At 71.6% G+C, this 23,497-nt stretch carries 24 protein-coding genes; 14 read left to right on the top strand and 10 right to left on the bottom strand.

Annotated elements, in window-relative coordinates; all coding sequences use genetic code 11:
• From ABD120_RS02510 to ABD120_RS02520, 3 genes are all read right to left on the bottom strand, one after another.
• Positions 1–483 carry a C40 family peptidase gene (locus ABD120_RS02510; protein ID WP_343947996.1) on the bottom strand — a complete coding sequence of 161 codons (483 nt, stop codon included), beginning with the start codon at positions 481–483 and terminating at the stop codon, positions 1–3.
• 167 nt (positions 484–650) lie between these two features.
• The gene (locus ABD120_RS02515; protein ID WP_343947997.1) at positions 651–1,880 is read right to left on the bottom strand and encodes an MFS transporter; all 1,230 of its coding nucleotides are present in this window, start codon (positions 1,878–1,880) and stop codon (positions 651–653) included.
• Positions 1,877–2,362, bottom strand: a complete 486-nt coding sequence (locus ABD120_RS02520; protein WP_343947998.1) for a MarR family winged helix-turn-helix transcriptional regulator — start codon at positions 2,360–2,362, stop codon at positions 1,877–1,879. The genes ABD120_RS02515 and ABD120_RS02520 overlap by 4 nt, the downstream gene beginning before the upstream one ends.
• Positions 2,363–2,455: 93 nt before the next feature.
• Here ABD120_RS02520 and ABD120_RS02525 point away from each other — a divergent pair, with 93 nt between their 5' ends.
• Positions 2,456–3,799, top strand: coding sequence for a sensor histidine kinase (locus ABD120_RS02525; protein WP_343947999.1), 1,344 nt, complete (start codon positions 2,456–2,458; stop codon positions 3,797–3,799).
• A 9-nt stretch (positions 3,800–3,808) separates the two neighbouring features.
• Here ABD120_RS02525 and ABD120_RS02530 read toward each other — a convergent pair whose 3' ends face one another.
• Together ABD120_RS02530 and ABD120_RS02535 are read right to left on the bottom strand one after the other, a co-directional pair.
• Positions 3,809–4,327, bottom strand: a complete 519-nt coding sequence (locus ABD120_RS02530) for a GNAT family N-acetyltransferase (RefSeq protein WP_343948245.1) — start codon at positions 4,325–4,327, stop codon at positions 3,809–3,811.
• Complete coding sequence (locus ABD120_RS02535; RefSeq protein ID WP_343948000.1) at positions 4,324–5,493, bottom strand: ferritin-like domain-containing protein; 1,170 nt, start codon at positions 5,491–5,493, stop codon at positions 4,324–4,326. The genes ABD120_RS02530 and ABD120_RS02535 overlap by 4 nt, the downstream gene beginning before the upstream one ends.
• Before the next feature lie 69 nt (positions 5,494–5,562).
• On the opposite strand from ABD120_RS02535, the gene ABD120_RS02540 reads away from it, so the two are divergent.
• Positions 5,563–6,252, top strand: a complete 690-nt coding sequence (locus tag ABD120_RS02540) for a TetR/AcrR family transcriptional regulator C-terminal domain-containing protein (RefSeq protein WP_343948001.1) — start codon at positions 5,563–5,565, stop codon at positions 6,250–6,252.
• Here ABD120_RS02540 and ABD120_RS02545 read toward each other — a convergent pair.
• Positions 6,249–6,791, bottom strand: a complete 543-nt coding sequence (locus tag ABD120_RS02545; protein ID WP_343948002.1) for an aggregation-promoting factor C-terminal-like domain-containing protein — start codon at positions 6,789–6,791, stop codon at positions 6,249–6,251. The two genes, ABD120_RS02540 and ABD120_RS02545, sit on opposite strands and share 4 nt — an antisense overlap.
• Positions 6,792–7,118: 327 nt before the next feature.
• On the opposite strand from ABD120_RS02545, the gene ABD120_RS02550 reads away from it, so the two are divergent.
• On the top strand, positions 7,119–7,604 hold the full coding sequence (locus ABD120_RS02550; protein WP_343948003.1) for a glutathione peroxidase: 486 nt from the start codon (positions 7,119–7,121) through the stop codon (positions 7,602–7,604).
• On the opposite strand, the gene ABD120_RS02555 is transcribed toward ABD120_RS02550, so the two are convergent.
• The gene (locus tag ABD120_RS02555; protein WP_343948004.1) at positions 7,601–8,659 is read right to left on the bottom strand and encodes a LacI family DNA-binding transcriptional regulator; all 1,059 of its coding nucleotides are present in this window, start codon (positions 8,657–8,659) and stop codon (positions 7,601–7,603) included. The two genes, ABD120_RS02550 and ABD120_RS02555, sit on opposite strands and share 4 nt — an antisense overlap.
• A 111-nt stretch (positions 8,660–8,770) precedes the next feature.
• Between ABD120_RS02555 and ABD120_RS02560 the strand changes: the two genes are divergently transcribed.
• Positions 8,771–9,991: an ABC transporter ATP-binding protein gene (locus ABD120_RS02560; protein WP_343948005.1), complete on the top strand. Its 1,221-nt coding sequence runs from the start codon at positions 8,771–8,773 to the stop codon at positions 9,989–9,991.
• A gap of 100 nt (positions 9,992–10,091) precedes the next feature.
• Here ABD120_RS02560 and ABD120_RS02565 read toward each other — a convergent pair whose 3' ends face one another.
• Complete coding sequence (locus ABD120_RS02565) at positions 10,092–10,841, bottom strand: SDR family NAD(P)-dependent oxidoreductase (protein WP_343948006.1); 750 nt, start codon at positions 10,839–10,841, stop codon at positions 10,092–10,094.
• A 38-nt stretch (positions 10,842–10,879) separates the two neighbouring features.
• On the opposite strand from ABD120_RS02565, the gene ABD120_RS02570 reads away from it, so the two are divergent.
• On the top strand, positions 10,880–11,341 hold the full coding sequence (locus ABD120_RS02570) for a flavodoxin family protein (protein WP_343948007.1): 462 nt from the start codon (positions 10,880–10,882) through the stop codon (positions 11,339–11,341).
• Here the strand turns inward: ABD120_RS02570 and ABD120_RS02575 are convergent.
• A complete protein-coding gene (locus tag ABD120_RS02575) occupies positions 11,328–11,597 on the bottom strand; it encodes a carboxymuconolactone decarboxylase family protein (RefSeq protein ID WP_343948008.1) in 270 nt (89 codons plus the stop codon). The genes ABD120_RS02570 and ABD120_RS02575 overlap by 14 nt on opposite strands.
• Positions 11,598–11,806: 209 nt before the next feature.
• Here ABD120_RS02575 and ABD120_RS02580 point away from each other — a divergent pair, with 209 nt between their 5' ends.
• The 9 genes from ABD120_RS02580 to glnII all read left to right on the top strand — a co-directional run bounded on the left by ABD120_RS02580 (position 11,807) and on the right by glnII (position 22,093).
• Positions 11,807–13,279 carry an MFS transporter gene (locus tag ABD120_RS02580; protein WP_343948009.1) on the top strand — a complete coding sequence of 491 codons (1,473 nt, stop codon included), beginning with the start codon at positions 11,807–11,809 and terminating at the stop codon, positions 13,277–13,279.
• A gap of 109 nt (positions 13,280–13,388) precedes the next feature.
• Positions 13,389–13,679: a Rossmann-fold NAD(P)-binding domain-containing protein gene (locus tag ABD120_RS02585; RefSeq protein WP_343948010.1), complete on the top strand. Its 291-nt coding sequence runs from the start codon at positions 13,389–13,391 to the stop codon at positions 13,677–13,679.
• The gene (locus ABD120_RS02590) at positions 13,673–14,857 is read left to right on the top strand and encodes an adenosylhomocysteinase (protein WP_343948011.1); all 1,185 of its coding nucleotides are present in this window, start codon (positions 13,673–13,675) and stop codon (positions 14,855–14,857) included. The genes ABD120_RS02585 and ABD120_RS02590 overlap by 7 nt, the downstream gene beginning before the upstream one ends.
• Positions 14,854–16,455 (top strand): ABC transporter ATP-binding protein, encoded by a 1,602-nt coding sequence (locus ABD120_RS02595; RefSeq protein WP_343948012.1) that lies wholly within the window; start codon positions 14,854–14,856, stop codon positions 16,453–16,455. The genes ABD120_RS02590 and ABD120_RS02595 overlap by 4 nt, the downstream gene beginning before the upstream one ends.
• Positions 16,452–17,021: an ECF transporter S component gene (locus tag ABD120_RS02600; RefSeq protein ID WP_343948013.1), complete on the top strand. Its 570-nt coding sequence runs from the start codon at positions 16,452–16,454 to the stop codon at positions 17,019–17,021. The genes ABD120_RS02595 and ABD120_RS02600 overlap by 4 nt, the downstream gene beginning before the upstream one ends.
• Positions 17,022–17,024: 3 nt before the next feature.
• Positions 17,025–17,846: an energy-coupling factor transporter transmembrane component T family protein gene (locus tag ABD120_RS02605; protein ID WP_343948014.1), complete on the top strand. Its 822-nt coding sequence runs from the start codon at positions 17,025–17,027 to the stop codon at positions 17,844–17,846.
• Positions 17,834–19,078, top strand: a complete 1,245-nt coding sequence (locus tag ABD120_RS02610; RefSeq protein ID WP_343948015.1) for an amidohydrolase family protein — start codon at positions 17,834–17,836, stop codon at positions 19,076–19,078. The genes ABD120_RS02605 and ABD120_RS02610 overlap by 13 nt, the downstream gene beginning before the upstream one ends.
• Positions 19,079–19,110: 32 nt before the next feature.
• Positions 19,111–21,051 carry a sensor histidine kinase gene (locus ABD120_RS02615; RefSeq protein WP_343948016.1) on the top strand — a complete coding sequence of 647 codons (1,941 nt, stop codon included), beginning with the start codon at positions 19,111–19,113 and terminating at the stop codon, positions 21,049–21,051.
• 22 nt (positions 21,052–21,073) lie between these two features.
• The gene (glnII, locus tag ABD120_RS02620; RefSeq protein ID WP_343948017.1) at positions 21,074–22,093 is read left to right on the top strand and encodes a glutamine synthetase; all 1,020 of its coding nucleotides are present in this window, start codon (positions 21,074–21,076) and stop codon (positions 22,091–22,093) included.
• A gap of 58 nt (positions 22,094–22,151) precedes the next feature.
• Here glnII and ABD120_RS02625 read toward each other — a convergent pair whose 3' ends face one another.
• Entirely contained in the window at positions 22,152–23,426 is a 1,275-nt protein-coding gene (locus ABD120_RS02625) for a CehA/McbA family metallohydrolase (protein WP_343948018.1), read from the bottom strand.
• Positions 23,427–23,497 lie beyond the last annotated feature (71 nt).

A 23,497-nucleotide genomic window follows, 5' to 3' on the forward strand; every position in this document is an offset into this window, starting at 1 on the left:
TCACGGCACGGCGGGGCCGGTCCCCGCCGTGCCGAACCTCTCTTCCTGAGCCCGTACGGCGGCCGCCGCCGCGTCCCCGGCCGCGCTCCAGTCCTTGACCGGGGCATGGCCCTCGAAGACGCGCTCGACCGGCGCCCATCCGGCGTAGGAGGGCGCCTCCCACCCGGGCGCGTTCTCCAGCCGCTCGACGTCGAGGTAGTGGTCCACGCGGACCTCGTCCCAGGCGTGGACGACCCGGCCCGCGCCGACGCACAGCCCGACGTGCCCCCAGTTGCGGCGTTCGCCGCCGAGAGTGCCGGTGGTGTCGTAGAAGACGAAGGCGCCGAGGGGCGGTTCGCCGAGGTCGGCGCGGGCGCCGTACTGCTCGGCGGACTCGGCGGCGAAGTCGCCGCCGAAGATCTCGATGTCGTTGGCCCGCTCGTAGGCGTCCTCGACGAAGGCCAGGCACCGGGTCGCGTAGTCGGGCGACCCAAGGCGATCCATCGCCCAATCGATCGCTTTTTGGGCATATTTCGTGTATTCGGGGGTCATAGGCGCCTCCAAGGTAGATGACCGGTATGGCACCGTAGTAGGGCGCCCACGTTCCGCGCGACCGGATTTCCACCCGCCGCCCTTCGCGCCGTGGTGACCTTCTCGCCGGTGTTGAGGCTTCAGGCCACAGTCGCGGGGGCCGGGGTCCGGTAGGCGCGCAACGGGCGGTTCAGCAGACCGATCGCGGCCACCGCCGCCGCTGCCGTCAGCCCGCCGACGACCAGCGCCGAGGGCGCGGGTATCAGCGCCGCCAGCAGCCCGCCCCGGAAGTTGCCCGCCTCCGGCCCCGCCACGCCGATCACGTGCTCGACGGACGAGACCCGCCCCCGGTACTCGTCCGGCGTCTCCAACTGCACCAGCGCGCCCCGGGTGATCACCGAGACGCTGTCGGCGGCGCCCGCGACCGTCAGGCAGGCCAAGGCCGCCCACAGCGGTCCGGCCAGGCCGAACCCGGCCAGCGCCAGGCCCCAGACGGTCGCGGCCAGGAGTTGGACGAGGCCGGAGCGGGGGAGGCGGGTGACCGTACCGGACAGCAGGCCGGCGGCCAGGCCGCCGACGGCGATCGCCGACAGGAACAGCCCGAGCGTGCGCGGGTCGCCGCCGAAGCGGATCTCGTTGACCAGCGGGAACAGTGCGACCGGCATGGCGAGGACGGTCGCGGCGAGGTCGGTCAGCAGCGAGCCGGACAGGGCGGGCCGGCGCAGGATCACCGACCAGCCGCCCGGCGCGGGCCCGCGTCCCGCGCGGGCGCCGGTCACGGGCAGGCGCGGCAGCGCCAGGGCCAGCGAGAGCGAGAGCCCGCAGGCCACGGCCTGGACCAGGTAGGCGCCCTGCGCCCCCGACCAGGTGATCACGAACCCGGCCAGCGCGGGCCCGGTGAGCATGGCGGCCTGGAAGCTCGTGGTGTGGAGCGCGATTCCCGCCGTCACCTGCTCCCCGGGCAGCAGCCGGGCGGGCAGCGTCCGCCAGGCGGCCGAGCCGAGGGCCGAGCAGGTCGAGTACACGGCGAGCAGCCCGAGCAGCACCATGACCGACCGGTTGCCCGCGATCGCCTGCACCGCCAGCCCGGCGGCCCCGGCGCTCTGGCCGGCCACCGTCAGCAGGATGAGCCGGCGCCGGTCGAGGGCGTCGGCGAGAGCGCCGCCGAGCGGCCCGAACACCAGCAGCGGCAGCGCGGTGGCCAGGCCGATGGCCCCGGTCCACACGGGGCTGCGGGTGAGTTCCCACACCTGGAGGAGCACGGCGACGTTGGTGATCTGGCGGCCGACGGCGGCGAGCGTGGAGCCGAGCCACACGCTGCGGAAGGCGCGTCCGGAGCGCAGCGGACGCAGGTCGATGAACCAGCTCACGACGGCGGGCGGAGATGGGACAGGATGCGCTCGCGCATCGGGCGCCGCCGCAGCGCCGCGTCGAGTTCGGCGACCACGGCGCTGAGGCGGTGCGTGCTCTCCTCGTCGAGTTCGGCGACGGCGGCCTCGGTGGCCCGCCACTCGGCCTCCAGGAAGGGGATCAGGTCGTGCCCGCGCGGGGTGAGCGTGATGTAACGGGTACGGGCATCGTCGCCGGGCGCGGAGTCTACGAGCCCTTCGGCGCGCAGCGCAGCGATGGTCTGGCTCATGGCCGAGTGGGTGCGGCCCAGCGACTCGGCCAGTTCGCGGATGGTGAGCGGGCCGGTGTGGGCGAGGCGGATCAACGGGGAGACGAACCGGGGGCGGACGCCGCCGAGGCCGCGCTCGGTGTAGAGGGAGTGGATCTGGGCGTCGATGCGGGCGAGCATGGCGTGCAGCGGGTCCCAGCGGCCCGGCTCCGCAGTGGGGTCGGCAGATGTCACAGCGCTAATATAACAGCCCTCATATATATGAGCCGGTCAAAAGCCCGCGCCGGTCGGACGGTGACCGGCACCCGCCGTGACACAGTCGGTGCCATGGCTCGCTCCATCAGGGGCCGCATGACGGTCACCGCCGTCGCGGTGTTCGCCGTCATCCAGCTGATCGTCTCGGCCGCGATCAGCCTCAGCGTGCCCGCGTGGGTGCGCAGCGAACTGACCGCCCGCGCCGAACTCGCCAGCCACCACGTCAGCACCCAGATCGGCGACCGGCCGTTCGCCGGCCCCATCCCGCCGCACGCGGAGGTGCTGCTCCTCCAGGTCGTGAACGCGGCCGGGGAGGTCGTCGCGGCCAGCTCCGTCCTGCGCGGCCGCCCGCCGCTCACCGCCGCCCGGCCCGCGCCCGGCCAGTCGCGGGTCAGCGCCCGCGTGTGCCCGCAGGGCGCCGAGAGCTGCCTGATCGTCGTCGGCACCGCCGACAGGACCACCGTGTACGGCCCCGCCGTCTCCTACGCCGCCGTCCGCGAGTCCATCGTCCTCGGCCCGCTCCTGCTGCCCCTCGTCATGACCGGCATCTCGCTCCTGCTCCTGGCGCTGATCGCCTGGGGCGCCTGGATGATCGTCGGCCGCGTGCTCGCCCCGGTCGAGCGCATCCGCAGCGGCCTTGAGCAGATCAGCGCCACCGACCTCGGCCGGCGCATGCCCGTGCCCGCCACCGGCGACGAGGTGGCCCGCCTGGCCGTCACCGTCAACGACACGCTCGGCCGGCTGGAGGACGCCGTCGCCCGCCACCGCCGCTTCGTCTCCGACGCCTCCCACGAACTGCGCACCCCGCTCACGGCCATGATGGTGCGGCTGGAGGACGGCCTCGACCACCCGGACGAGGACACCGTCCGATGCGCCCTGGACGATGCCACCCGGCTGTCGGCCATCGTCCAGGACCTGCTGCTCATGGCCCGCCTCGACTCCGGCACCCGGGTGCCGACGGAGGTCCTCGACCTCGGCGTGCTCGTCGCCGCCGAGGTCTCCCGCCGCCCCATGCGACTGCCCGTCGAGACGCTCGTCGAGCCCGGCCTGCGGGTGCGCGGCAACAGCCTGCGCCTGGAGCGCCTGCTGACCAACCTGCTCGCCAACGCCGACCGGTACGGCGAGAGCCGCGTGCGCGTCACCGTCTCCCGCTCCGCCGACGGCGCCCACGCGCTCGCCGAGGTCGCGGACGACGGCCCCGGCATCCCGGCCGAGCAGCGGGAGAGCGTCTTCCAGCGCTTCACCCGCCTCGACACCGGCCGCTCCCGCGACACCGGTGGCAGCGGGCTCGGCCTGCCCATCGCCCGCGACATCGCCACCGCCCACGGCGGCACCCTCACCGCCGAGGACCCGTCCCCGGGCGTCGGCGCCCGCCTGCTCCTGCTCCTGCCCCTGACCCGCGACCCCGGCACGTAGCCACGTCCTTCAGGGCAGCAGTGTGTAGACCCACATCTCCCTGTCCACACCGCCGACCTCCATCGAGACGGACCCGCTGCGCTCGAAGCCGACCCGCGTCGCGGCTCTGATCGACGGCTCGTTCCACGGCTCGACACGGAGCGTCAGCAGGTCGAGCCGCAACACGTCGAGCCCCCAGCCGGCGACGGCGGCCAGCGCGCGCCCGGCGACCCCGCGCCCGCGCGCCGACCGCACCACCCAGTACCCGATGACGGCGCCGCCGTCCCGGGCGGGCCACAGCCCGATCTGCCCCACGGCGCGCCCGTCGGCGACGGCGAAGGAGTAGCCCACGCCCCGGGCCGCCCGGTCGTGCTGGCGCGCCACGAAGGCCAGCCCCTCGGCGTGCGTGTACGGCACCGGCACCGACGTGACCAGCGGTATGTACGGATCCGCTGCCGCCTCCCTGACGGCCGCCACGTCGGAGTCCGCCCAGGCCCGGATCGTGAGCCCGTCCGCGTGCAGCGTGGGCAGCGGCGTGGGCAGGCTCAGGGCGTGGCTCCGGGGGCCGGTGCGGTTTCTGCGGCTTCCGGGGTCTCTGCGGCTTCCCGGGCCCCCAGGGCGACGGTCTCGGCGACCTCGGCGTGCCGTTCGGCGTCCTCGCGGGCGAAGCGCTCGGCGTCGAGGCGGTCGGCGATCTCCTCGTCCTGGCGCATCAGCGCGTCCAGCGACTGCCCCGCCATCTCCAGCACGCCCATCTCGGCGTAGGCCTCCTGAAGACGCGGGCTCCACAGCCCGATGTCCTTCACACACGGCACGATCCGGCTGAACAGCAGCGAGCGGAACAACCGCATGTACTCCGAGTGTTCCACCGCCTCCATCGCCTCGCCGACCTCGCTCCTGGACAGGCCGAGGTTCTCCCAGGTCTCGACCCCGCGCAGCCGGTCGCGCATGAGGTAGCAGCCCTCGATGACGAAATCCTCGCGCTCGCGCCGCTCGCCGTCCGACAACTCCCGGTAGTACTCGCGCAGCGCCATGCGGCCGAAGGCGACGTGGCGGGCCTCGTCCTGCATCACGTATGTGAGGATCTGCTTCGGCAGCGGCTTGGTGGTGACGTCGCGCAGCATGCCGAACGCCGCCAGCGCGAGCCCCTCGATGAGCACCTGCATGCCGAGGTAGGGCATGTCCCAGCGCGAGTCGCTGAGCGTGCTGTCGAGCAGCGACTTCAGGTGCTCGTTGATCGGGTAGACCAGGCCGACCTTCTCCTGGAGGAAGCGGGCGTAGGTCTCGGCGTGGCGAGCCTCGTCCATGGTCTGGGTGGCGGCGTAGAACTTGGAGTCGAGGTCGGGCACCGACTCCACGATCTTCGCCGAGCAGATCATCGCGCCCTGCTCGCCGTGCAGGAACTGGGAGAACTGCCATGCGGCCCCGTGCCGCCGCACCTCGCGGCGCTGGGCGCCGGACATCCGCTCCCACAACGGGGTGCCGTGGATGGCGATGGTCTGGTCGGGGATGCCGAGCACGTCGTACGGATCGACCTCCAGGTCCCAGTCGATGCGCTTGGCGGCGTCCCACTGCTTGTCCTTGCCCTTTTGGTACAGGGCCAGCATCCGGTCTCTGCCGTCGTCGTACTCCCAGGTGAACCTGCTCGTCCCGGACATCTCGACGTCCCAGGTGGCGAGTTCGGGAGGGGTCGTGTAGAGATCGTGCGTGGACATGGCGACCTCCGCGGGGGGACTCATTCCGAAGGTGGCACGTACACCGTACGTCCGTCAATAGAATGGAGCATGCCCACCGAACCGCTGTCCAAGAAGCGCATCGTCGCCGCGGCGATCGAGCTGATCGAGCGCGAGGGCGCCGACGCGGTCTCCATGCGCCGGATCGCGGCCGAGCTGTCGGTCGGCGTGATGTCGCTGTACAACCACGTCCCCAACAAGGACGCGCTGCTGTCGGGGGTGGCGCAGACGGTGCTCGGCAAGGTCGAGTTCACCGACGACCCCACCGCCCACTGGACCGAGCGCGTACGCCTGCAGGCCCGCGCCTTCCGCCAGCTCTCGCGCGACTACCCGCGCTGCACGATGCTCGTCCTCAGCCGCGAACTCCACTCGGACGTCGGGCTCATCCCGATCGAGACCGCGCTCGCGACGCTGCGCGGCGCCGGGTTCGACGGCCCGGAGGCGGTCAAGACGCTGCGGGTGTTCATCGACTTCATCGTCGGCGCCCTGCTGCGCGAGGTGGGGGCGACGCCGTCGTTCGCCCCCCGGCACACCGAGCGCCGCGCCGGGCCCGTCGACGCCGACCTGTTCCCGACGGTGGCGGAGCTCGCGCCCCTGCTCAGCGGCGGTGACCCGGACGAGGAGTTCGACTTCGGCCTCGAACTCCTCGTCCGGGCCGCCGCCGCCCACGCGAAGAGGGCACCCGGTGAGCCGGATGCCCTCTCCGAGGCCGCTGCCCCTTCCCCTGAGCAGCTGACCTAGTACCAGTTGTGCGACCTGAAGTGACTCCAGGCACCGCACGGCTTGCCGTACCTGCCCTTGATGTACATCAGGCCCCACCGGATCTGTGTGGCAGGGTTGTAGCGCCAGTCCCGCCCGGCGCCGCGCATCTTGCCCGCAGGCAGCGCCTGCGGGATCCCGTACGCGCCGGACGAGCGGTTGTACGCTCGGTGATTCCAGTTGCTCTCCCGGGTCCACAGGCTGTCCAGGCACCGGAACTCGCGGATGGACCACGCCCGCTGTACCACCAGGCCGAGCGCGATCCTCTTGTTCCGGTCGGTCGGACGTCTGGGAGAGGACTTCACGGGCTTGACGGCCGGGTGCCAGGTCCCTGTCACGATGGCCGAGGCGCCGGTGGTCCAGATCCCCTCTGCGGTGATCGCCGCTGTCGCGCCGGTCCGCCAGGAGCCCAGGCTGTCGTCCTCGACGTGAGCCGAGGCGACGCTCGCAGTCCCGCCGGTGACGCTCGCGAACGCGAGGACGGTGACGAGAGTGCTGCGCAGAGCGCTTTTGCTGTCCAAATCGATCCTTGCTGTCAGGTCGCGTGCGGACGGGTGCCCGGCGCCGAGGCGCCGGGCCGACCTGCCTGTCCCCGCCCGTGGCTCGGGCGGGGAGGGTCCGCGTGGCTTGCCGGGATCTGGTTTCCGCCCCGGAGGGCGGCCCGGAAGCGCCACGACGTGTCCTAAGGCGATTTGTAGCCGCCGCCGCCGTTACCGACCTGAGACATCCGGCCTGCACAGGACAGGACTTTGCCGCCTCACGACCGCGCGTTGGCTCGGCCCGGTGGCCGCGTGAACCGGGGCATCCGAACACTGGGCGGCCGCTTTGCGGATGGGTAGGGTCGGGCCATGAGCCTTCGCGACATCCCCGTCCGCACCCTCGACGACGCCCCGACGACCCTCGCCGAACTCGCCGGCGACAAGGCGCTGCTCGTGGTCAACGTGGCCTCCCGCTGCGGCCTCACGCCGCAGTACACGGGCCTGGTCAAACTGCAGCAGGAGTACGGCCCGCGCGGCTTCACCGTCGTCGGCGTGCCGTGCAACCAGTTCATGGGCCAGGAGCCCGGCACGGCCGAGGAGATCAGGGAGTTCTGCTCGGCGACGTACGGCGTGGACTTCCCGCTGCTGGCCAAGACCGACGTCAACGGCGAGGCGCGCCACCCCCTGTACGCGGAGCTGGCAGAGGCGCCCGACGCCGACGGCCAGGCGGGCGACATCCAGTGGAACTTCGAGAAGTTCCTCGTCGGGCGCGACGGCGCCGTCCTCGCGCGGTTCCGCGCCGCGACCGAGCCGCAGGACCCGGCCGTGCTGGCCGCGCTGGAGGCGGCGCTCTAGCGGCGGGGGCCGCAGCTCCCGCGCACGATCAGTTCGGTGGGCAGCACCACGCTCTTCGGACGCCGCACGTCGGAGCGCAGCACCAGTTCGGCGGCCCGGTAGCCGAGGTCGCGCCCCGGCTGGGCGATGACCGTGAGCGGTGGGTGGCACAGCTCTGCCCAGGGCACGTCGTCGTACATGACGAGCGACAGGTCGCCGGGCAGGCGCAGGTCGAGTTCGCGGGCGGCGAGCACCGCGGCCTCGCCGAGCATGTTGCCGCCCGCGACCAGCGCGGTCAGGTCGGGACGGCTCTGCAGCAGCCCGGAGGCGGCCGCGTACGCCGAGTCGCGGCTGCCGTCGGCGTGGACGACGAGTTCGTCGTCGGTCCGCCCGCCGAGGGCGGCGCGGAAGGCGTCCACGCGCCTGCCGTGGCCGGGGCCGCCGAGGTAGGCGATGCGGCGGTGGCCGAGGCCGGTGAGGTAGCGGACCGCGGTGCGGACGCCCGCCCGGTCGTCGGCCAGCACCGACGGCACCTCCAGTGGCCGGGCGGGGGAGCGGGCGGGCCCGGCGCCGTCGAGCAGCATGAGTTCGGTGAGGGAGGCGGGCAGGTCGTCGTCCTCGCCGTCGGCGGCGGGCACCCGGTCGGCGAAGACCACGGTCATGCCCGCCCGCAGCGCGGGGCGCCAGGCGTGGGCCCCGCCGCACGGCACCGCGATGAGCCGGTCCACGCTCTGCTCCAGCAGCATGCCGATCAGCTCCGCCTCCTGCTCGGGGTCGTCGCCGGTCGAGCCGAGCACGACCGGCTCGCCCGCCGCCCGCGCGCAGGCCAGCACCCCTTCGGCGAGCTGGCCGTAGAAGGTGTCGGTGAGGTCGGGGACGAGCAGCCCCATGCCGCCGGTGCGCCGCTGGCGCAGATTGCGGCCGAGGGCGCTGGGCCGGTAGTCGAGTTGCGCGGCCACCGCCAGCACCCGTTCGCGCGTGCTCGCGCTGGCCGAACCGCCCGACAGCACCCGGGACACGGTGGCCACGCCGACACCCGCCGCCTCGGCCACGTCCTTGATGGTCGCACGCTTCATGGAAACGATTCCATCATGCTTTCCGTTCGCTTTCCAGTATCCGCCCTGGCTCTTGACACGCATGTCCGTTTCGGGTGAGATGCATGAAAACGTATCCACGCAGGAGTGCGCATGGCTTCCATCGTTCTGACGAACGTCGACAAGATCTACGCCGGTGGCGTCAAAGCCGTGAACGGCCTCAACCTGGAGATCAGGGACGGCGAGTTCATGGTGCTGGTCGGCCCCTCCGGTTGCGGGAAGTCGACCGCGCTCCGGATGATCGCCGGTCTTGAGGACATCAGCGGCGGTGAGATCTCCATCGGTGAGAAGGTGGTCAACCACCTGCCGCCGAAGGACCGCGACATCGCGATGGTCTTCCAGAACTACGCGCTTTACCCCCACATGACGGTGGAGGAGAACCTCGCGTTCGGCCTCAAGCTCCGCAAGATGCCCAAGCCCGAGATCCAGAAGCGGGTCAACGAGGCCGCCAAGATGCTGGGCCTTGAGCAGTACCTCAAGCGCAAGCCCGCCGCTCTGTCCGGTGGTCAGCGCCAGCGTGTGGCCATGGGTCGCGCCATCGTCCGCGAGCCGCAGGCCTTCCTCATGGACGAGCCGCTGTCGAACCTGGACGCCAAGCTCCGCGTCTCCATGCGCGCCTCCCTCAACCAGATGCACGAGCGCCTCGGCGTCACCACCGTGTACGTCACGCACGACCAGGTCGAGGCCATGACCCTCGGCGACCGCGTCTGCGTGCTGCGCGACGGCCTCCTGCAGCAGGTCGACACCCCGCAGAACCTGTTCGACAAGCCGGTCAACCTGTTCGTCGCCGGCTTCATGGGCTCGCCCTCGATGAACTTCGCCACCGCCGAGCTGGTCCGCGACGCGAACGGCGCCGCCGTGACCTTCGCCGGGATCCGCCTGGCCATCCCGGAGTCCACCTTCTCCGACAAGCCCGGCCTCGACCAGTACATCGGCAAGAAGATCATCCTCGGTATCCGCCCCTCCGACTTCGAGGACGCGACCGCGGCGGGCAACCACGCCAACGGCTGGGCCACGCTGCCGGTCAAGGCGGAGGTCACCGAGGAGCTCGGCTCCGAGATCAACGTGCTGTTCCTGATCGACGCCCCGCCCGTCGAGCACAAGGACACCGTCGCCGCCGCCGACACCGGCGACGAGGACGAGACGGCGCTGCCGCTCGCCGGCGACAAGTCGCTGTGGACCGCCCGCGTGAACGCCCGTAGCCACGTGCGCCCCGGCCAGAACGTCGACCTGGTCCTGGACACGCACAACCTGCACTTCTTCGACACCGCCTCGGGCCTGTCGATCGGTCACGCGGCGAACATCGGCAAGTGACCCTGATCCCCACCGCAACCCCCTCCTGCGGTGGGGATCAGTCGTTTCCCGGCTTCCACCCGGGTGGGAACCCCACGTGCCCGCCCGGGTGGAATCGTCTCTAGCGGCCGAGCCGCCGCGAGACCAGATCGGCCAGGCCGAGCGGGACGAACTTCCCGACCGCGACGATGGCCTTGTAGCGCGGGTCGGGCACGCTGACCGTACGGCCCAGCGCCAGGTCGCGGACGGCCGCGTCGACCACGTCCTCGGCCCGCAGCCACAGGAAGCCGGGGATGCCCGAGGTGTCCATCGAGGCCCGCTCGTGGAACTCGGTCCGCACGAACCCCGGGCACAGCGCCATCACCTTGACCCGGGGGCCGCGGACCGAGGCGGCGGCCGAGCGGCTGAAGCTGACCACCCACGCCTTCGAGGCGCTGTAGGTGCCCCGGGTGAAGAAGGCGGCGACCGACGACACGTTGACGATCGCGCCCCGCCCGCGCGCGGTCATGCCGGGCAGCGCGGCCAGCGTCAGCCGCAGCACCGCCTCGCAGTGCACCTTGAGCATGCGCACCTCGTCCTCGACGGGCACGTCGGGGAAGGTGCCGGGGTGGCCGAAGCCCGCGTTGTTGACCAGCAGGTCGACGCCCTCGCGCAGCCGCGCCTCCACGGCGGCCAGGCCCTCCTCCGTCGCGAGGTCGGCGGGCAGGGTCTCGACGGCGACGCCGTACCGCAGGCGCAGCTCCTCGGCCCGCTCGGCCAGGCGCTTGTCGTCGCGCGCCACGAGCACCAGCGCGCAGCCCTCGGCGGCCAGGCGCCGGGCGAAGGCGGCGCCTATCCCGGCGGTCGCTCCCGTAATCAGTCCAGTAGCCATGCAGCCATTGTCCGGTACGCCGTGAGACGATCTGGGGCATGGCCGTGAGCAGGCTGCTGATCGTGCACCACACCGCCTCGCCGGTCACCTACGAACTGCTGGAGAAGGTGCGCGAGGGCGCGAGCACCGACCAGGTCACCGGCGTCGAGGTGGTGACGCGGGCGGCACTGGCCGCCACCGCGGTCGACGTGCTGGCCGCCGACGGGCTGATCATGGGCACCCCGGCCAACATCGGCTACATGTCGGGCGCGCTCAAGCACTTCCTCGACACCGTCTACTACCCGTGCCTCGCCGAGACCGGGAAGCTGCCCTACGGCCTGTACGTGCACGGCAACGACGACACGACCGGGGCGGTGCGCGCGGTCGAGTCGATCGCGGGCGGCCTCGGATGGGAGCGCGCCGCCGCCGTCGTCAGCGTCGTGGGCGCGGCGGACCGGGCCGACCTGGACGCCTGCTGGGAGCTCGGCGCCACGCTGGCGGCCACCATCAGCCCTGGCTGAGCCCGTCGACCAGGTTCTCAAGCTGGGCGTTGAGGCGGGCGCCGCGCGCCCATCCGGCGTAGTGGGTGAGGAAGGCGACCAGCTCGCGCGCCTCCTCGACGCTCAGCTCGCCCGCCCGCAGCGCGGCGTCGAGCTGGACCGCGATCTCCTCGTCGAGGCCGCCCTGCCCGACGAACAGGCCGAGCAGCAGCAGGCGCCGGTCCCTGAAGGAGAGCGAATCCCGTGACCACAGGTCGGCGAAGTGCATCTCTGTCATGGGGCTGCGGCTCCCTTTCCGGGTGATCCTCACATCATTCGTCACTTCGGGAGATGGACCAACAGGGGTTGCGCCGACGTTGCGCCGAACCGGCCCGGGGCTGCGGCGAGCGGCGCGGCCCCGGGCCGGGCGCGCCGACACGGGTGATCACCGAATGTCGCCACTCTATTGCTTAGGGTGAGATCTTCGAGCTATGGAGTGAGATCCCGATGACCTCAGCGATCGTCCGCAGCCTGGTGCCCGCCAGGCTGGACCGCCTGCCGTGGGCGCCGTTCCACACGCGGCTGGTCATCGCGCTCGGCGTCGCCTGGACCCTCGACGGCCTTGAGATCACCATCGCCGGCAGCATCGGCGCCTTCTTGCAACGCCAGGACACCCTCGGCCTCACCTCCGCCGAGGTCGGCCTGTCGGCTACCGTGTACCTGATCGGCCAGGTCGTGGGCGCGCTGTTCTTCGGCTGGCTGTCCGACCGGATGGGCAGGCGCAAGCTGTTCATCCTGACGCTGGGCGTCTACCTGATCGCCAGCGGCCTGACCGCCTTCTCCTGGGATCTGCCCAGCTACCTGGTGCTGCGCTTCGTCGCGGGCACCGGCATCGGAGGGGAGTACGCCGCGGTCAACTCGGCCATCGACGAGATGATCCCGTCGAAGTACCGGGGTCGCGTGGACCTGGCCGTCAACGGCACCTACTGGCTGGGCGCCCTGCTCGGCACCTCGGTCGCCTTCGTCCTGCTGCGCGACGGCGGCCCGTTGGATCCCGACTGGGCCTGGCGGCTCGGCTTCCTCGTCGGCCCCGCCATCGGGGTGCTCATCTGGGGACTGCGCAGGCACCTGCCGGAGAGCCCGCGCTGGCTGCTGACCCACGGCAGGCAGCAGGAGGCCGAGCGTACCGTGACCGCGATCGAGGCGGAGATCGAGAGGGAGGGCCGCCTCGAACTGGAGCCGGTGCCGCCCGATCAGGCCATCGAGGTGGTGCCGGAGCGGCGGCTGCCGATGTCGGTGGTCGCGCGGACGTTGTTTCGCACCTACCCCAGGCGCTCGTTCCTGAGCGCCACGCTGATGATCTGCCAGTCGTTCCTGTACAACGCCATCTTCTTCACGTACGCGCTGGTGCTGACGCACTTCTACGACATCCCCGCCGGCCGGGTCCCCACGTACCTGTTCGCCTTCACGCTGGGCAACTTCCTGGGCCCGCTGACGCTCGGCCGGCTGTTCGACACGGTCGGCCGCAAGGAGATGATCGCCGGGACGTACATCGCCTCCGGGTCGTTGCTGGCGATCAGCGGCTGGCTGTTCCACCAAGGCCTGCTGACGGCTCTCACGCAGACGGTCCTGTGGTCGGTGATCTTCTTCATCGCCTCGGCGGCGGCGAGTTCGGCCTACCTGACCGTCAGTGAGATCTTCCCGATCGAGATGCGGGCCCAGGCGATCTCGCTGTTCTTCGCGCTGGGACAGGTAGTCGGCTCGCTCGGCCCGGTGGTGTTCGGCGCGCTCATCGGCGACGCGGCCAGCCCGGACTCCACCGGCCTGTTCGTCGGCTACCTGTTCGCCGCCGGGCTGATGATCTTCGCCGGAGTCGTCGAGATATTCTTCGGGGTCAGGGCGGAGCGTGTGGCGCTGGAGCAGATCGCCGAGCCCCTGTCGGCGGCCAGGGCGCGGGCCCGCCGGGCCGAAGGCGACTGAAACGCATTTCTCGCACAGCACGACAAAGTGGTCTAATGTCGTGCGATCCCGTAAAGATCGGAAGAGTGCTTTGACCCGGCTCCTCAGTGCGCAAGCGGTCATCCAGGCCGTGTCACGCCGTACGAACCTGCTGATCGCAGGCAAACGCGTCGCCCTGCTCACCGACACCCCCGCCCTCGCCTCGCGGCTGCGCGCGATGGGCGCGCACCCGGGAACCGCGCTCGCCGAAGCCGACCTGGTGATCGGCGACGGCGTGGACCCCGACTCCCTCAAGCCCGGCGCGATCGTCGCGGGCACCCTCGCACCCGGCGCCGCACCCGGCGCCCGCGTGCGCGACGGCGTCACCCGGCACCGCAACGCGCACGGCCACGAGATCTTCGCCGTGGACCTCGCATGCTGAGCGACATCGCCGACCCCGGACTGTGGCGCGACGGCGAGGACCGCATCGCCTGGGCGCGCCGGCACATGCCCGTCCTCGACGCCCTGTCCGGCAGCCTCGACCTGGACGGCCGGCGCGTCGGCCTGGTCCTCGTTCTGGAGCCCAAGACCGCCGTCCTCGCCCTCACATTGAAGGACGCCGGCGCCGAGGTCGTCGTCCACTGCCCGGGAAGGGAGACCTCGGACGACGTCGCCGCCGCGCTCGTCCACGCGGGCGTGCCCGTCCTCGCCCGCTCGGGCACCACGCGCGCGCAGGACGACGACCTCGCCCGCCGCCTGCTCGACCACGGCCTCGACGCCCTCGTCGACGACGGCTCCCGGGTGATCAGGCTGGCCCACGCCGAGGACCGCCTCGGCCCCCTCAGCGGCGCCGCCGAGGAGACCACCAGCGGCCTGCGCCCCTTGCGCGTCATGGCCGCGAGCGGCGATCTGCGGATCCCCGTCATGGCGGTCAACGACGCCCGCTCGAAGACCTTGTTCGACAACGTGTACGGCACCGGCCAGTCCTGCGTGCTGGCCGCCCTCGACCTCAGCGGCCTCGACCTCGACGGACGTACCTGCGTCGTCGCCGGATACGGTCACGTCGGCCAGGGCGTCGCCCGTCACGCCGCCGCCCTCGGTGCCCGGGTCGTCGTCAGCGAGGTGGACCCGGTCGCCGCGCTGCGCGCCCACCACGACGGCCTGCGGGTGCTGCCGCTGGCCGAGGCCTGCCCGGAGGCCGACCTGCTCTTCAGTGCCACCGGCGTGGCCGCCACCGTCGCCGCCGAACACCAGCGGGTCCTCAAGCCCGGCGCGTACGTCGCGGTGGCCGGAGGCGTGCCCGGCGAGATCGAGAACCCTGGCGCCGGACGGCCGGTGCGTCCCGGCGTCACCGAGCACGACGGCTGGTACCTGCTCGCCGACGGGGACTGCGTCAACTGCGCCGCCGCAGAAGGGAACCCGATCGAGATCATGGACCTGTCCCTGTCACTGCAGGCCCTGGCGGTGGAGCACCTGCTGAGCACGCCGCTGCCGCCGGCCGTCCACCTCCTGCCCGCCGGCCTGGACGACCGCGTCGCCCGGCTGAAGGCACAGGCGCTCGGCCTGCGACTGGAGCCGGTGAGCGACCTGCAACGCGAGTTCCTGGGCAGGGGCCTGTGATCATCGACGTCCGCGACGCCGTCGTCAGATACCGTTCCACCGGCCGCCAGGTGCTCCACGGCGTGGACCTCACCGTCTCCGAAGGTGACTTCACCCTGGTCGGCGGCCCCTCCGGCTGCGGCAAGAGCACCCTGCTGCGCCTGCTCAACGGCCTGGTGCCGCACGCCTACCGGGCCGAGGTCGAGGGCCGGGTCGAGATCGGCGGCAGACCCGCCGCCGAGCAGACGATCAGGCAGTTGTCCACGGTCGTCGGCACCCTGCTCCAGGACCCGGCCAAGCAGATCGTCGGCACCACCGTCTTCACCGAACTGGCCTTCGGGCCGGAGAACCTCGGCCTGCCGCGCGCCGAGATCGGCGCGCGGATCGACGAGGTCGTCGCCCGCGTCGGCATCGAGCACCTGTTACGGCGGCCCACGCACTCCCTCAGCGGCGGCGAACTGCAGATGGTGGCCTTCGCCGGGGTGCTCGTCATGCGGCCCAGGGTGATCGTCGTGGACGAGCCGCTGGCCAACCTCGACCTCGACGCCGGGCGGCGGCTGCTCACGGCGCTGCGCCGGTTCGTCGACGACGGCGGCGCCGCCGTGGTCGTCGAGCACCGGCTGGAGGAACTCCTCGAGTTCGGGCCGACCCAGGCGCTCTACCTGGAGGACGGGCGGCCCCGCTACGCCGGCGACATCCCCGGCTTCCTCCGCGAGGCCCCCGTCGATCAGGTCAAACTGCCCTTCGAGACGCTGGTCGCCAGGGCCGCCGAACTTCCCGAGCCGCCCGCCCGGCCGCCCGGCGACGGACGCGGCGACTCCCGCCTGACCTACCGGGGCGTCAGCCTCGCGTACGGGGCGCAGCCGGTGCTGTCCGACGCCGACCTCGACCTCGGCGCCACCGAGCGGGTCGCCGTTCTCGGCCGCAACGGCGCGGGCAAGTCCACGCTGCTGCGCGCCGCCGTACGGCTGCTCGAACCGGTCGCGGGCGAGGTGCTCGTGGACGGCGCCCCCGTCACCGAGCGCAGCATCCTCAGCCTCGCCACCACCTTCGGTTACGTCTTCCAGAACCCGGGTCAGGCGCTGTTCTCCGCCTCCGTCGCCGAAGAACTCGCCTTCGGCCCGCGCAACCTCGGCCGCCCGGCGGAGGAGATCGCCAGGGACTCCGAGCAGGCCGTGGCCGCGATGCTGCTCGACCAGGAGCCGGACATCATGGCCCGCCCCCCGCACACGCTCTCGCACGGCCAGCAGCGCCGCCTCACCGTGGCCCTCGCGCTCGCGATGCGGCCGGGCACCCTCATCCTCGACGAGCCCACCGCAGGGCAGGACCTGCGGTCCACCACCATGTTCATGGAACGGGTGCTCGGCGGCACCGACAGCGTCTACTTCATCACCCACGACGTGGACCTCGCGCTCACCTCCGCCGACCGTGTCGTGGTGGTGGATCGTGGCCGGATCGTCGCCGACGCGTCACCGGCGGAACTCGCCCATGACGAGATGCTGTGGGCTGCCGCCGGTCTGCGCGAGACCAGCCTGCTTCGGGCGATCCGCGACAGGCTGCCGGAGAAAGGCAAGGTTCCGCACCCCTTCCTTCTGGCTCGAAAGGAAACCCCCCAATGAGCAAGGAACTCGCCGAGACGCGCGCCCCCTTATGGACCATCTCGTCCAGAGTCGTGGTCTTCGCCGCCGTCGGTGCCGCGCTCTACGCGGTCCTCGGCGTGATCAGCATCCGCATCCCGGGTACCCAGAACGTCGACATCCGCCCGGCGTTCGCGCTGGTCGCCTTCATCGGCCTGCGCTTCGGGCCGATCGCCGGGCTGTTCACCGGCCTGGTCGGCAACATGATCATCGACCAGATCCAGGGCTACGGCATCCTCACGTACTGGAACTGGAGCGTCGCCAACGGCCTGACCGGCTTCCTGTGCGGCCTGGTCGGCGCGGTGCTCCTGGCCAGGGCCAACCGTGAGGTCGTCAGGCTGGTGCTCGTCGCCGTGCTCTCCTGGATCGCGATGTTCCTCGCGTTCCTGTCCACGATCACCGACATGTGGCTGCAGGGCCTGACCCTGGAGGCGTGGGCGGCCACCGCCTTCGGCGCCACCCTGCTCAGCAACTCGCTGGTCATGCTCATCCTGGTGCCCGCGCTCGACGCGATCTGGGAACCGATCTCCAAGCGCATGGGCAGGTAGCCGGTGGACGTCACGCCACGGTACCTGGGCGGGAACTCCTTCCTCGGACACCGGGATCCACGGGTGCTCCTGCTGGTCCCGGTGTTCTATCTCGTGGCGGTGGCGCGCACCGAGGACCTGCGGGTGATGCTGGTCTGCGCGGGGGTGGCCCTGGCCTACTATCTGGCCGGGGGCATCCCCTGGCGGGCCGCCCGCACCAACTGGATCTTCTTCCTCTCGCTCGCGCTGCTGACCGTCACGGTCAACAGCCTGTTCACCGACGCCCTCCAGATCGAGGCGACCCGGCAGGCGCAGCCGCTGTTCGAGATGCCGCTGACCGGCAACCCGGTCAGCGCGGCCACGCTGTCGTACTCCGCGACCATGCTGGTCAGGTACATCGCGCTGGCCATGGTCGGCTTCCCCATCGCCTTCTGCGTCGCGCCCGGCGACCTCGGAGTGGCCTTCGCGAGGTTCCGCGTGTCGCAGCGGCTGGCCTTCGGCGTCGACCTGACCTTCCGGTTCGTGCCGTCCACGGCCGCGAAACTGACGGAGATCATCGACGCCCAGCGGGTGCGCGGATACACTCACCCCCGGACCCGGAACCCGGTCAGGCGCCTGATCTCCCTCAAGCCGGTGGTGATCCCCCTGACGGTCAACTCACTCATCGACGCGGAGGACACCTCCAACGCCATGGACCTGCGCGGCTTCGGCGCCAAGCACCGCACCTGGATGCGCGAACTGATCTTCAACAGGACCGACTACCTGCTGCTCGGCGGGTTCGCGGCCTTCGCCGCCGCACTGGTGGCCTACAAGGTCCTCGGGACGGACATCGTATGGGTGCCGTAGTCCACAGCGCCCCGCTCGTCCTCACGATGGACGGCCCGCCGATCACCGGCGGCACCGTCACCGTCGAGGACGGCGTGATCGTCGAGATCGGGCGCGGCAGAGGAGAGATCCACTGGCCGGGCGTGCTCATGCCCGGCCTCGTCAACGCCCACACACACCTGCAGTACACGTGCATGGCCAAGGTCGGCACCCGCGCCTACGCCTCCTTCGAGGAGTGGGCGGCCGTCTTCGACCGCGTCTACTTCGACGGCGCCGACGGAAGCTGGAACGCCGAGCACCGCCGCGGCGTCCACGACTGGGCCCAAGGCGTCGCCGACGGCGCCTGGCAGTGCCTGCGCTCCGGCACCACCTCGGCCGCCGACATCGTCACCGACCCGGAGGCGGTCGTCGAGACCCCGCTCGGCGGGGTGCGCTACATGGAGTCCATCGGCGACAGCGACCGGAGCTGGCGCGAGGGCGGCCGAGAGCGCTTCCTCGGCTTCCACACGGGCGGAGGGGACGATGCGGGCATCTCGCCGCACGCGCCGTACTCGTTGGATGCCGGGGTGCTCGCCGACCTCGGTGGCATCGCCCGCGAACGCGGCGCCCGCCTGCACGTCCACCTGTCGGAGTCGGCCTACGAACGCGAGTTCACCATGGCGGGCACCGGCCCGCTCATGGCCTACATCGCCTCGCTCGGCATGGACTTCACCGGCCAGAGCGCGCCCGCGCCCGGCCTCTCGCCCACCGCCTACCTCGACAAGCTCGGACTGCTCGGCCCCGACTGCCACGTCGCCCACGGCGTGCACCTGGACGCCGACGACCGGGCGCTGCTGCGCGAGCGCGGCACCACGCTGGCGATCTGCCCGCGCTCCAACCGGGTCCTCGGGCAGGAGGGGCCGGACGTCGCCGCGTTGCTGACCGAGGGCAACCCGCTCGCCGTCGGCACCGACTCGCTCGCCTCCTCGCCGTCCCTCGACCTGCTCGCCGAACTCGCGGCGGTCAAGGAACTGGCGGTACGGCAGGGCTACCGCGCCCCCGACCTCGACCGTCGCCTCGTGGCCGCCGCGACGCTCGGCGGCGCCCAGGCGCTCGGCCTGGAAGACCGGGCCGGGATGCTGCGCCCCGGGGCGCGGGCCGACTTCGCCGTCTTCGACGTGGACCCGCGTGACCCGTACCGGGCCCTCGTGGAAACCGGCGCCGGACGCTGCGTAGGCACCGTTTCGGGAGGAAAAATCGTTTGGGTCCTGTAAGTCGCCCCAACTAGTGCTAGCGTCCGTTGCCGATGTCATCCCAGAGTCTGCGGTTCAAGCTCTACTCCCTTCTCAGCCTGCCGATCGTCGCGCTCATCGCGTTATGGACGTTCGCCGCCGGCCACGTCGTCGGAGAGTACTTCGACCTGCGCACGGCCCAGACCGTGTACGAGAGGATCAACGCGCCCGCCGCCACGCTCATCACGGCGCTGCAGCACGAGCGCAAGACGTCGGCCATGTTCCTGTCGGCGCCGCCGCCGGACGGCTCGCAACTGCTGGAGTCGCGCAAGGGCGTCGACGCGGCCGTCGAGCGCTTCGAGGCGCTGGCCGGCTCCGAGGAGGCCGAGACCGTCACGAGCGCCGAACTGCGCAAGTCCGTGCAGGCCGTACGGCAGCGCCTCGGCAGCCTGAGCGCCATCCGCCGCTCCGTGGACGACCGCAGCACCAGCAGACTTGAGGTGGTCAGCGCCTACGGCGACGCCACCGACGACGTCTTCCGCCTCTACGACCAGGCCGTCGGCGTCCCTGAGATCAAGCTGTACCAGCAGGCCATGGGCCTGCAGCGGATCTCGCACGCCCGCGACATGATGTCCAGGGAGGACGCCCTGGTCGCGGGGGCCACCATCGTGGGCAGGCTGTCCCGCGAGGAGTACGAGGCCATCGAGCACCTCATGCCCTCCCGCCGCCTGCTGTTCACCGAGGGCGTCGGCGCCCTCGACTCCGAGCTGCGCGGGCCGTTCGACCTGCTCGCGACCTCAGCCGACAACCAGCGGCTGATGGAGCTCGAAGACGAGATCGTCAAGACCGGTTCGCTGCCCGTCATGCAGAGCGCCTGGGCGCCCGTCGCCGAACGGCTCGGCAGCAGCCTCGACCGGCTCCTGGTCAGCCGCTCGGACCTGCTCAACGAGCGCACCTCCTCCGCCTCGACCGGCATCGTGCTGGAGATCTCCGCCGTCGCCGCGCTCGGCCTGGCCGCCATCCTCGGCGCCGTGGTGTGGTCGGTGAAGCTCGGCAGGGGCCTGGTCGCCGAGCTCGACACGCTGCGGCACGCGGCGGCCGACCTCGCCGACGTACGGCTGCCGACGGTGGTCGAGCGGCTGCGCGCGGGCAGGCAGGTGGACGTGGCCGCCGAGGCACCGCCCATCACGGCGGACGGCGCCACCCAGGAGGTCAGGGACGTCGGCCACGCCTTCGACGAGGTACGGCGCACCGCCGTCGAGGCCGCCGTCGGCCAGGCCGAGATGCGCAGGGGCCTCGGCCGGGTCTTCCGCAACATGGCCAGGCGCAACCAGTCGCTGGTCCACCGCCAGCTCGCCCAGCTCGACACGATCCGCAGGCAGATCAACGACCCGGAGACCCTTCAGGAGCTGTTCCGCCTCGACCGGCTGACCACGCGCATGCGCCGCCAGTCCGAGGGCCTGATCATCCTGTCCGGCGGCACCTCCGACCCCACCACCGGCGACCCGGTGCCGATCGCCGACGTGGTGCGCGAGGCCGTCTCCGAGGTCGAGGCGTACACGCGGGTGAACGCGCCGCCCATCGCCGACGCCTTCCTCGACGCGGGCGCCGCCTCGGACGTCACCCACCTGCTGGCCGAGCTGCTGTCCAACGCCACGTCCTTCTCCCCGCCGCACACCACGGTCCACGTGTACGGCCAGCTCGTCGGCAGCGGGTTCGCCATCGAGGTGGAGGACCGGGGTCTCGGCATCTCCGACGCCGAACGCGAGGAGATCAACGCCAAGCTGGCCGATCCGCCGGAGTTCGACCTGGCCGACAGTGAGCGGCTGGGCCTGCTCGTGGTGGCGCTGCTGGCCCGCCGCCACAACATCAAGGTCACTTTGGGCAAATCGGCATACGGGGGGATCACCGCGATCATCCTGCTGCCGCAGACCATCATCGCCTCCGGATTAACACGGCGTTCACATTCGGGCAAAAACCGGGAAACGGTCGACTGGCAACCTCGGCGTGGTTGAGCTAACCCGAAAGGACCGCGCTGTGAGCTACAAGGCTGAGTACATCTGGATCGACGGCACCGAGCCCACCGCCATGATGCGCGCCAAGACCAGGATCCTGGCCGACGGTGCCGAGCCGCCGGTCTGGGGATTCGACGGCTCCAGCACCAACCAGGCCGAGGGTCACGCCTCCGACCGGGTGCTCCGCCCCGTGTTCACCTGCCCGGACCCGATCAGGGGCGGGGCGGCCGTGCTGGTGCTGTGCGAGGTCGAGGAGACCGACGGCGAACCGCACAAGAGCAACACCCGTGCCCGGTTGCGCCCGATCGCCGAGCAGTTCGCGGCGCAGGAGTCCTGGTTCGGCATCGAGCAGGAGTACACCTTCTTCAAGGGCAGCCGCCCGCTGGGCTTCCCCGAGGGCGGCTTCCCCGCCCCGCAGGGGCACTACTACTGCGGCGTGGGCGCCGAGGCGGTCTTCGGCCGCGAGATCGTCGAGCTCCACCTCGACCGCTGCCTGGCCGCCGGTCTGAAGATCTCCGGCATCAACGCCGAGGTCATGCCGGGTCAGTGGGAGTTCCAGGTAGGCCCGGCCGGTCCCATCGAGGTCGCCGACCACCTGTGGGTCGCCCGCTACCTGCTCTACCGGACCGCCGAGGAGTTCGGTGTCGAGGCCACCCTCGACGCCAAGCCCGCCCGGGGCGACTGGAACGGCGCCGGCGCGCACACCAACTTCTCCACCAAGGCGATGCGTGAGGGCTACGACGCCATCATCACCGCCTGCGAGTCGCTCGGCGAGGGCGACAAGCCGCTGGAGCACATCAAGCAGTACGGCGCCGACATCGAGTCCCGCCTGACCGGCGCCCACGAGACCGCCCCGTGGAACCGCTACACCTACGGCGTCTCCGACCGAGGCGCCTCGGTTCGCATCCCGTGGCAGGTCGAGGTCGACCGCAAGGGCTACATCGAGGACCGCCGCCCCAACGCCAACGTGGACCCGTACGTGGTGACCCGCCTGCTGGTCAACACCTGCTGCGCCGCCCTGGAGAAGGCCGGCCAGGTCTGACGGACCGCACGGACGAGGAACGCGGGTACCCCCGATAGGGACCCGCGTTCCCGCATGTTCACGCCAGGCGCGACTGGTAGACCCTGCGTGCCTCCTTCACGCGCCCGTCGTGATCCTCGACGACCCGCTCAAGCAGGTCGAGCCAGCGAAGGCAGAACGTGACGTCGTCCTTTCGCGCCGCGCGGCGGTGCTCGACGTCCAGGTAGACGGGGCTCGTGTGGGCCGTCGGCAGCCCGCTGTCCTCGGCCACCGCCACCACGTACGTCGGCCGGTCCGCGTGCAGTTCGGCGCTGACCTCGTGGGGCGGGCCGGAGGCCAGCTCCCCGTCGGCCGTCAGCAGCCGGATCCGCTCCGCCTGCGGGCCGATCACCCGGGCGGTGGCCCGCACCCGCTCGCCCGGCTTCAGATTGATCGTCGCGCCCGGCCCCTGCCCGTCCACCGCTAATTCCAGGAACGGGCCGGTCGTCGCGAACGTACGGCCCTGCCGGACCGCCCGCGCGTAGGACTCCGCCGTCAGCGGGCCGTCCACGTGCGCGTACGTGCGCTCGCCGCCGATCGGGCCGAGCCGCTGCGAGGTGCCGGCGACCGCCGCGACCCGGTTGCCCGCGCCGATCAGGCGCCGGTAGGCCCGCGCCGAGCCGATCGCCGACGAGAAGCTGTCGACCAGCCCCAGCGCCGCGTCCACCACCGACATGCGCGCGTCGTAGACCGGGTAGCCGCCCGCCACCAGTTGCTCCGGCGTCTCCACCGGCCCCCTGAAGGCGTTGGCGTAGCCGATCAGCGCGCCGCGCTGGCGCAGCTTGTCGACGGAGTCCCTGCACACGGTGAGCGCGTCGTGCGCCAGCCCCACCTGGGCCACGTGGGTGGCGTCCGACCACGGCAGGTCGCGGCCCGTCCACAACGCCGCGGTGTCTTCGCCCGCCAGCAGGTTGACCACGTGGAGGTCCTCGCCGTGCTGGGAGTCGGCCACCCACTGCGGCGGCCGGTTGAGGTGGACCTGGAGGTCGCCGCCGTACCAGCCGCGCGCCGCCGCGTCGTAGATGCGCGCGGGTGAAAGTTCCACCAGCGTCTCGCCCGTGTCGGGCGTCAGCGTCGTCTGGGCGTGGCCGTACTCCATGCCCCTGGCCGCCCGCACCGTCAGGCGCTGGGCGGGCACCTCAAGTACCATGTCGTCGCCGTGGAAGTACGGGAGCCCGTCGAGATCGCGTGCGGGCGAGGTGCCCGCCGGGTACCATCCGCGTCCGTCCTCTGTCCACACACTCCAGCGGCAGGGGAATCCGGCCCGTAGGCGAAGGGTCTGCCCGGCGGCCACTGGCTTCGTATCGTCACGCAACGGCTTCTCCCAGTAATCGAAGGCGCCGTAATCGTGCCACGGCCGCACCTCCTGTAAAGGCCCGCTGTCGC

Source organism: Nonomuraea longicatena, assembly GCF_039525605.1.
GTDB classification, from domain to species: domain Bacteria; phylum Actinomycetota; class Actinomycetes; order Streptosporangiales; family Streptosporangiaceae; genus Nonomuraea; species Nonomuraea longicatena.

Excerpts from the sequence above, each read along its gene's own strand:
- ABD120_RS02550 (WP_343948003.1), top strand. The coding sequence starts at position 7,119 with ATGAGCCTTCGCGACATCCCCGTCCGCACCCTCGACGACGCCCCGACG.
- ABD120_RS02610 (WP_343948015.1), top strand. The coding sequence starts at position 17,834 with ATGGGTGCCGTAGTCCACAGCGCCCCGCTCGTCCTCACGATGGACGGC.
- ABD120_RS02560 (WP_343948005.1), top strand. The coding sequence starts at position 8,771 with ATGGCTTCCATCGTTCTGACGAACGTCGACAAGATCTACGCCGGTGGC.
- ABD120_RS02565 (WP_343948006.1), bottom strand. The coding sequence starts at position 10,841 with ATGGCTACTGGACTGATTACGGGAGCGACCGCCGGGATAGGCGCCGCC.
- ABD120_RS02590 (WP_343948011.1), top strand. The coding sequence starts at position 13,673 with ATGCTGAGCGACATCGCCGACCCCGGACTGTGGCGCGACGGCGAGGAC.
- ABD120_RS02540 (WP_343948001.1), top strand. The coding sequence starts at position 5,563 with ATGCCCACCGAACCGCTGTCCAAGAAGCGCATCGTCGCCGCGGCGATC.
- ABD120_RS02535 (WP_343948000.1), bottom strand. The coding sequence starts at position 5,493 with ATGTCCACGCACGATCTCTACACGACCCCTCCCGAACTCGCCACCTGG.
- ABD120_RS02570 (WP_343948007.1), top strand. The coding sequence starts at position 10,880 with ATGGCCGTGAGCAGGCTGCTGATCGTGCACCACACCGCCTCGCCGGTC.
- ABD120_RS02600 (WP_343948013.1), top strand. The coding sequence starts at position 16,452 with ATGAGCAAGGAACTCGCCGAGACGCGCGCCCCCTTATGGACCATCTCG.
- ABD120_RS02525 (WP_343947999.1), top strand. The coding sequence starts at position 2,456 with ATGGCTCGCTCCATCAGGGGCCGCATGACGGTCACCGCCGTCGCGGTG.
- ABD120_RS02615 (WP_343948016.1), top strand. The coding sequence starts at position 19,111 with ATGTCATCCCAGAGTCTGCGGTTCAAGCTCTACTCCCTTCTCAGCCTG.
- ABD120_RS02580 (WP_343948009.1), top strand. The coding sequence starts at position 11,807 with ATGACCTCAGCGATCGTCCGCAGCCTGGTGCCCGCCAGGCTGGACCGC.
- ABD120_RS02510 (WP_343947996.1), bottom strand. The coding sequence starts at position 483 with ATGGATCGCCTTGGGTCGCCCGACTACGCGACCCGGTGCCTGGCCTTC.
- ABD120_RS02575 (WP_343948008.1), bottom strand. The coding sequence starts at position 11,597 with ATGACAGAGATGCACTTCGCCGACCTGTGGTCACGGGATTCGCTCTCC.
- ABD120_RS02555 (WP_343948004.1), bottom strand. The coding sequence starts at position 8,659 with ATGAAGCGTGCGACCATCAAGGACGTGGCCGAGGCGGCGGGTGTCGGC.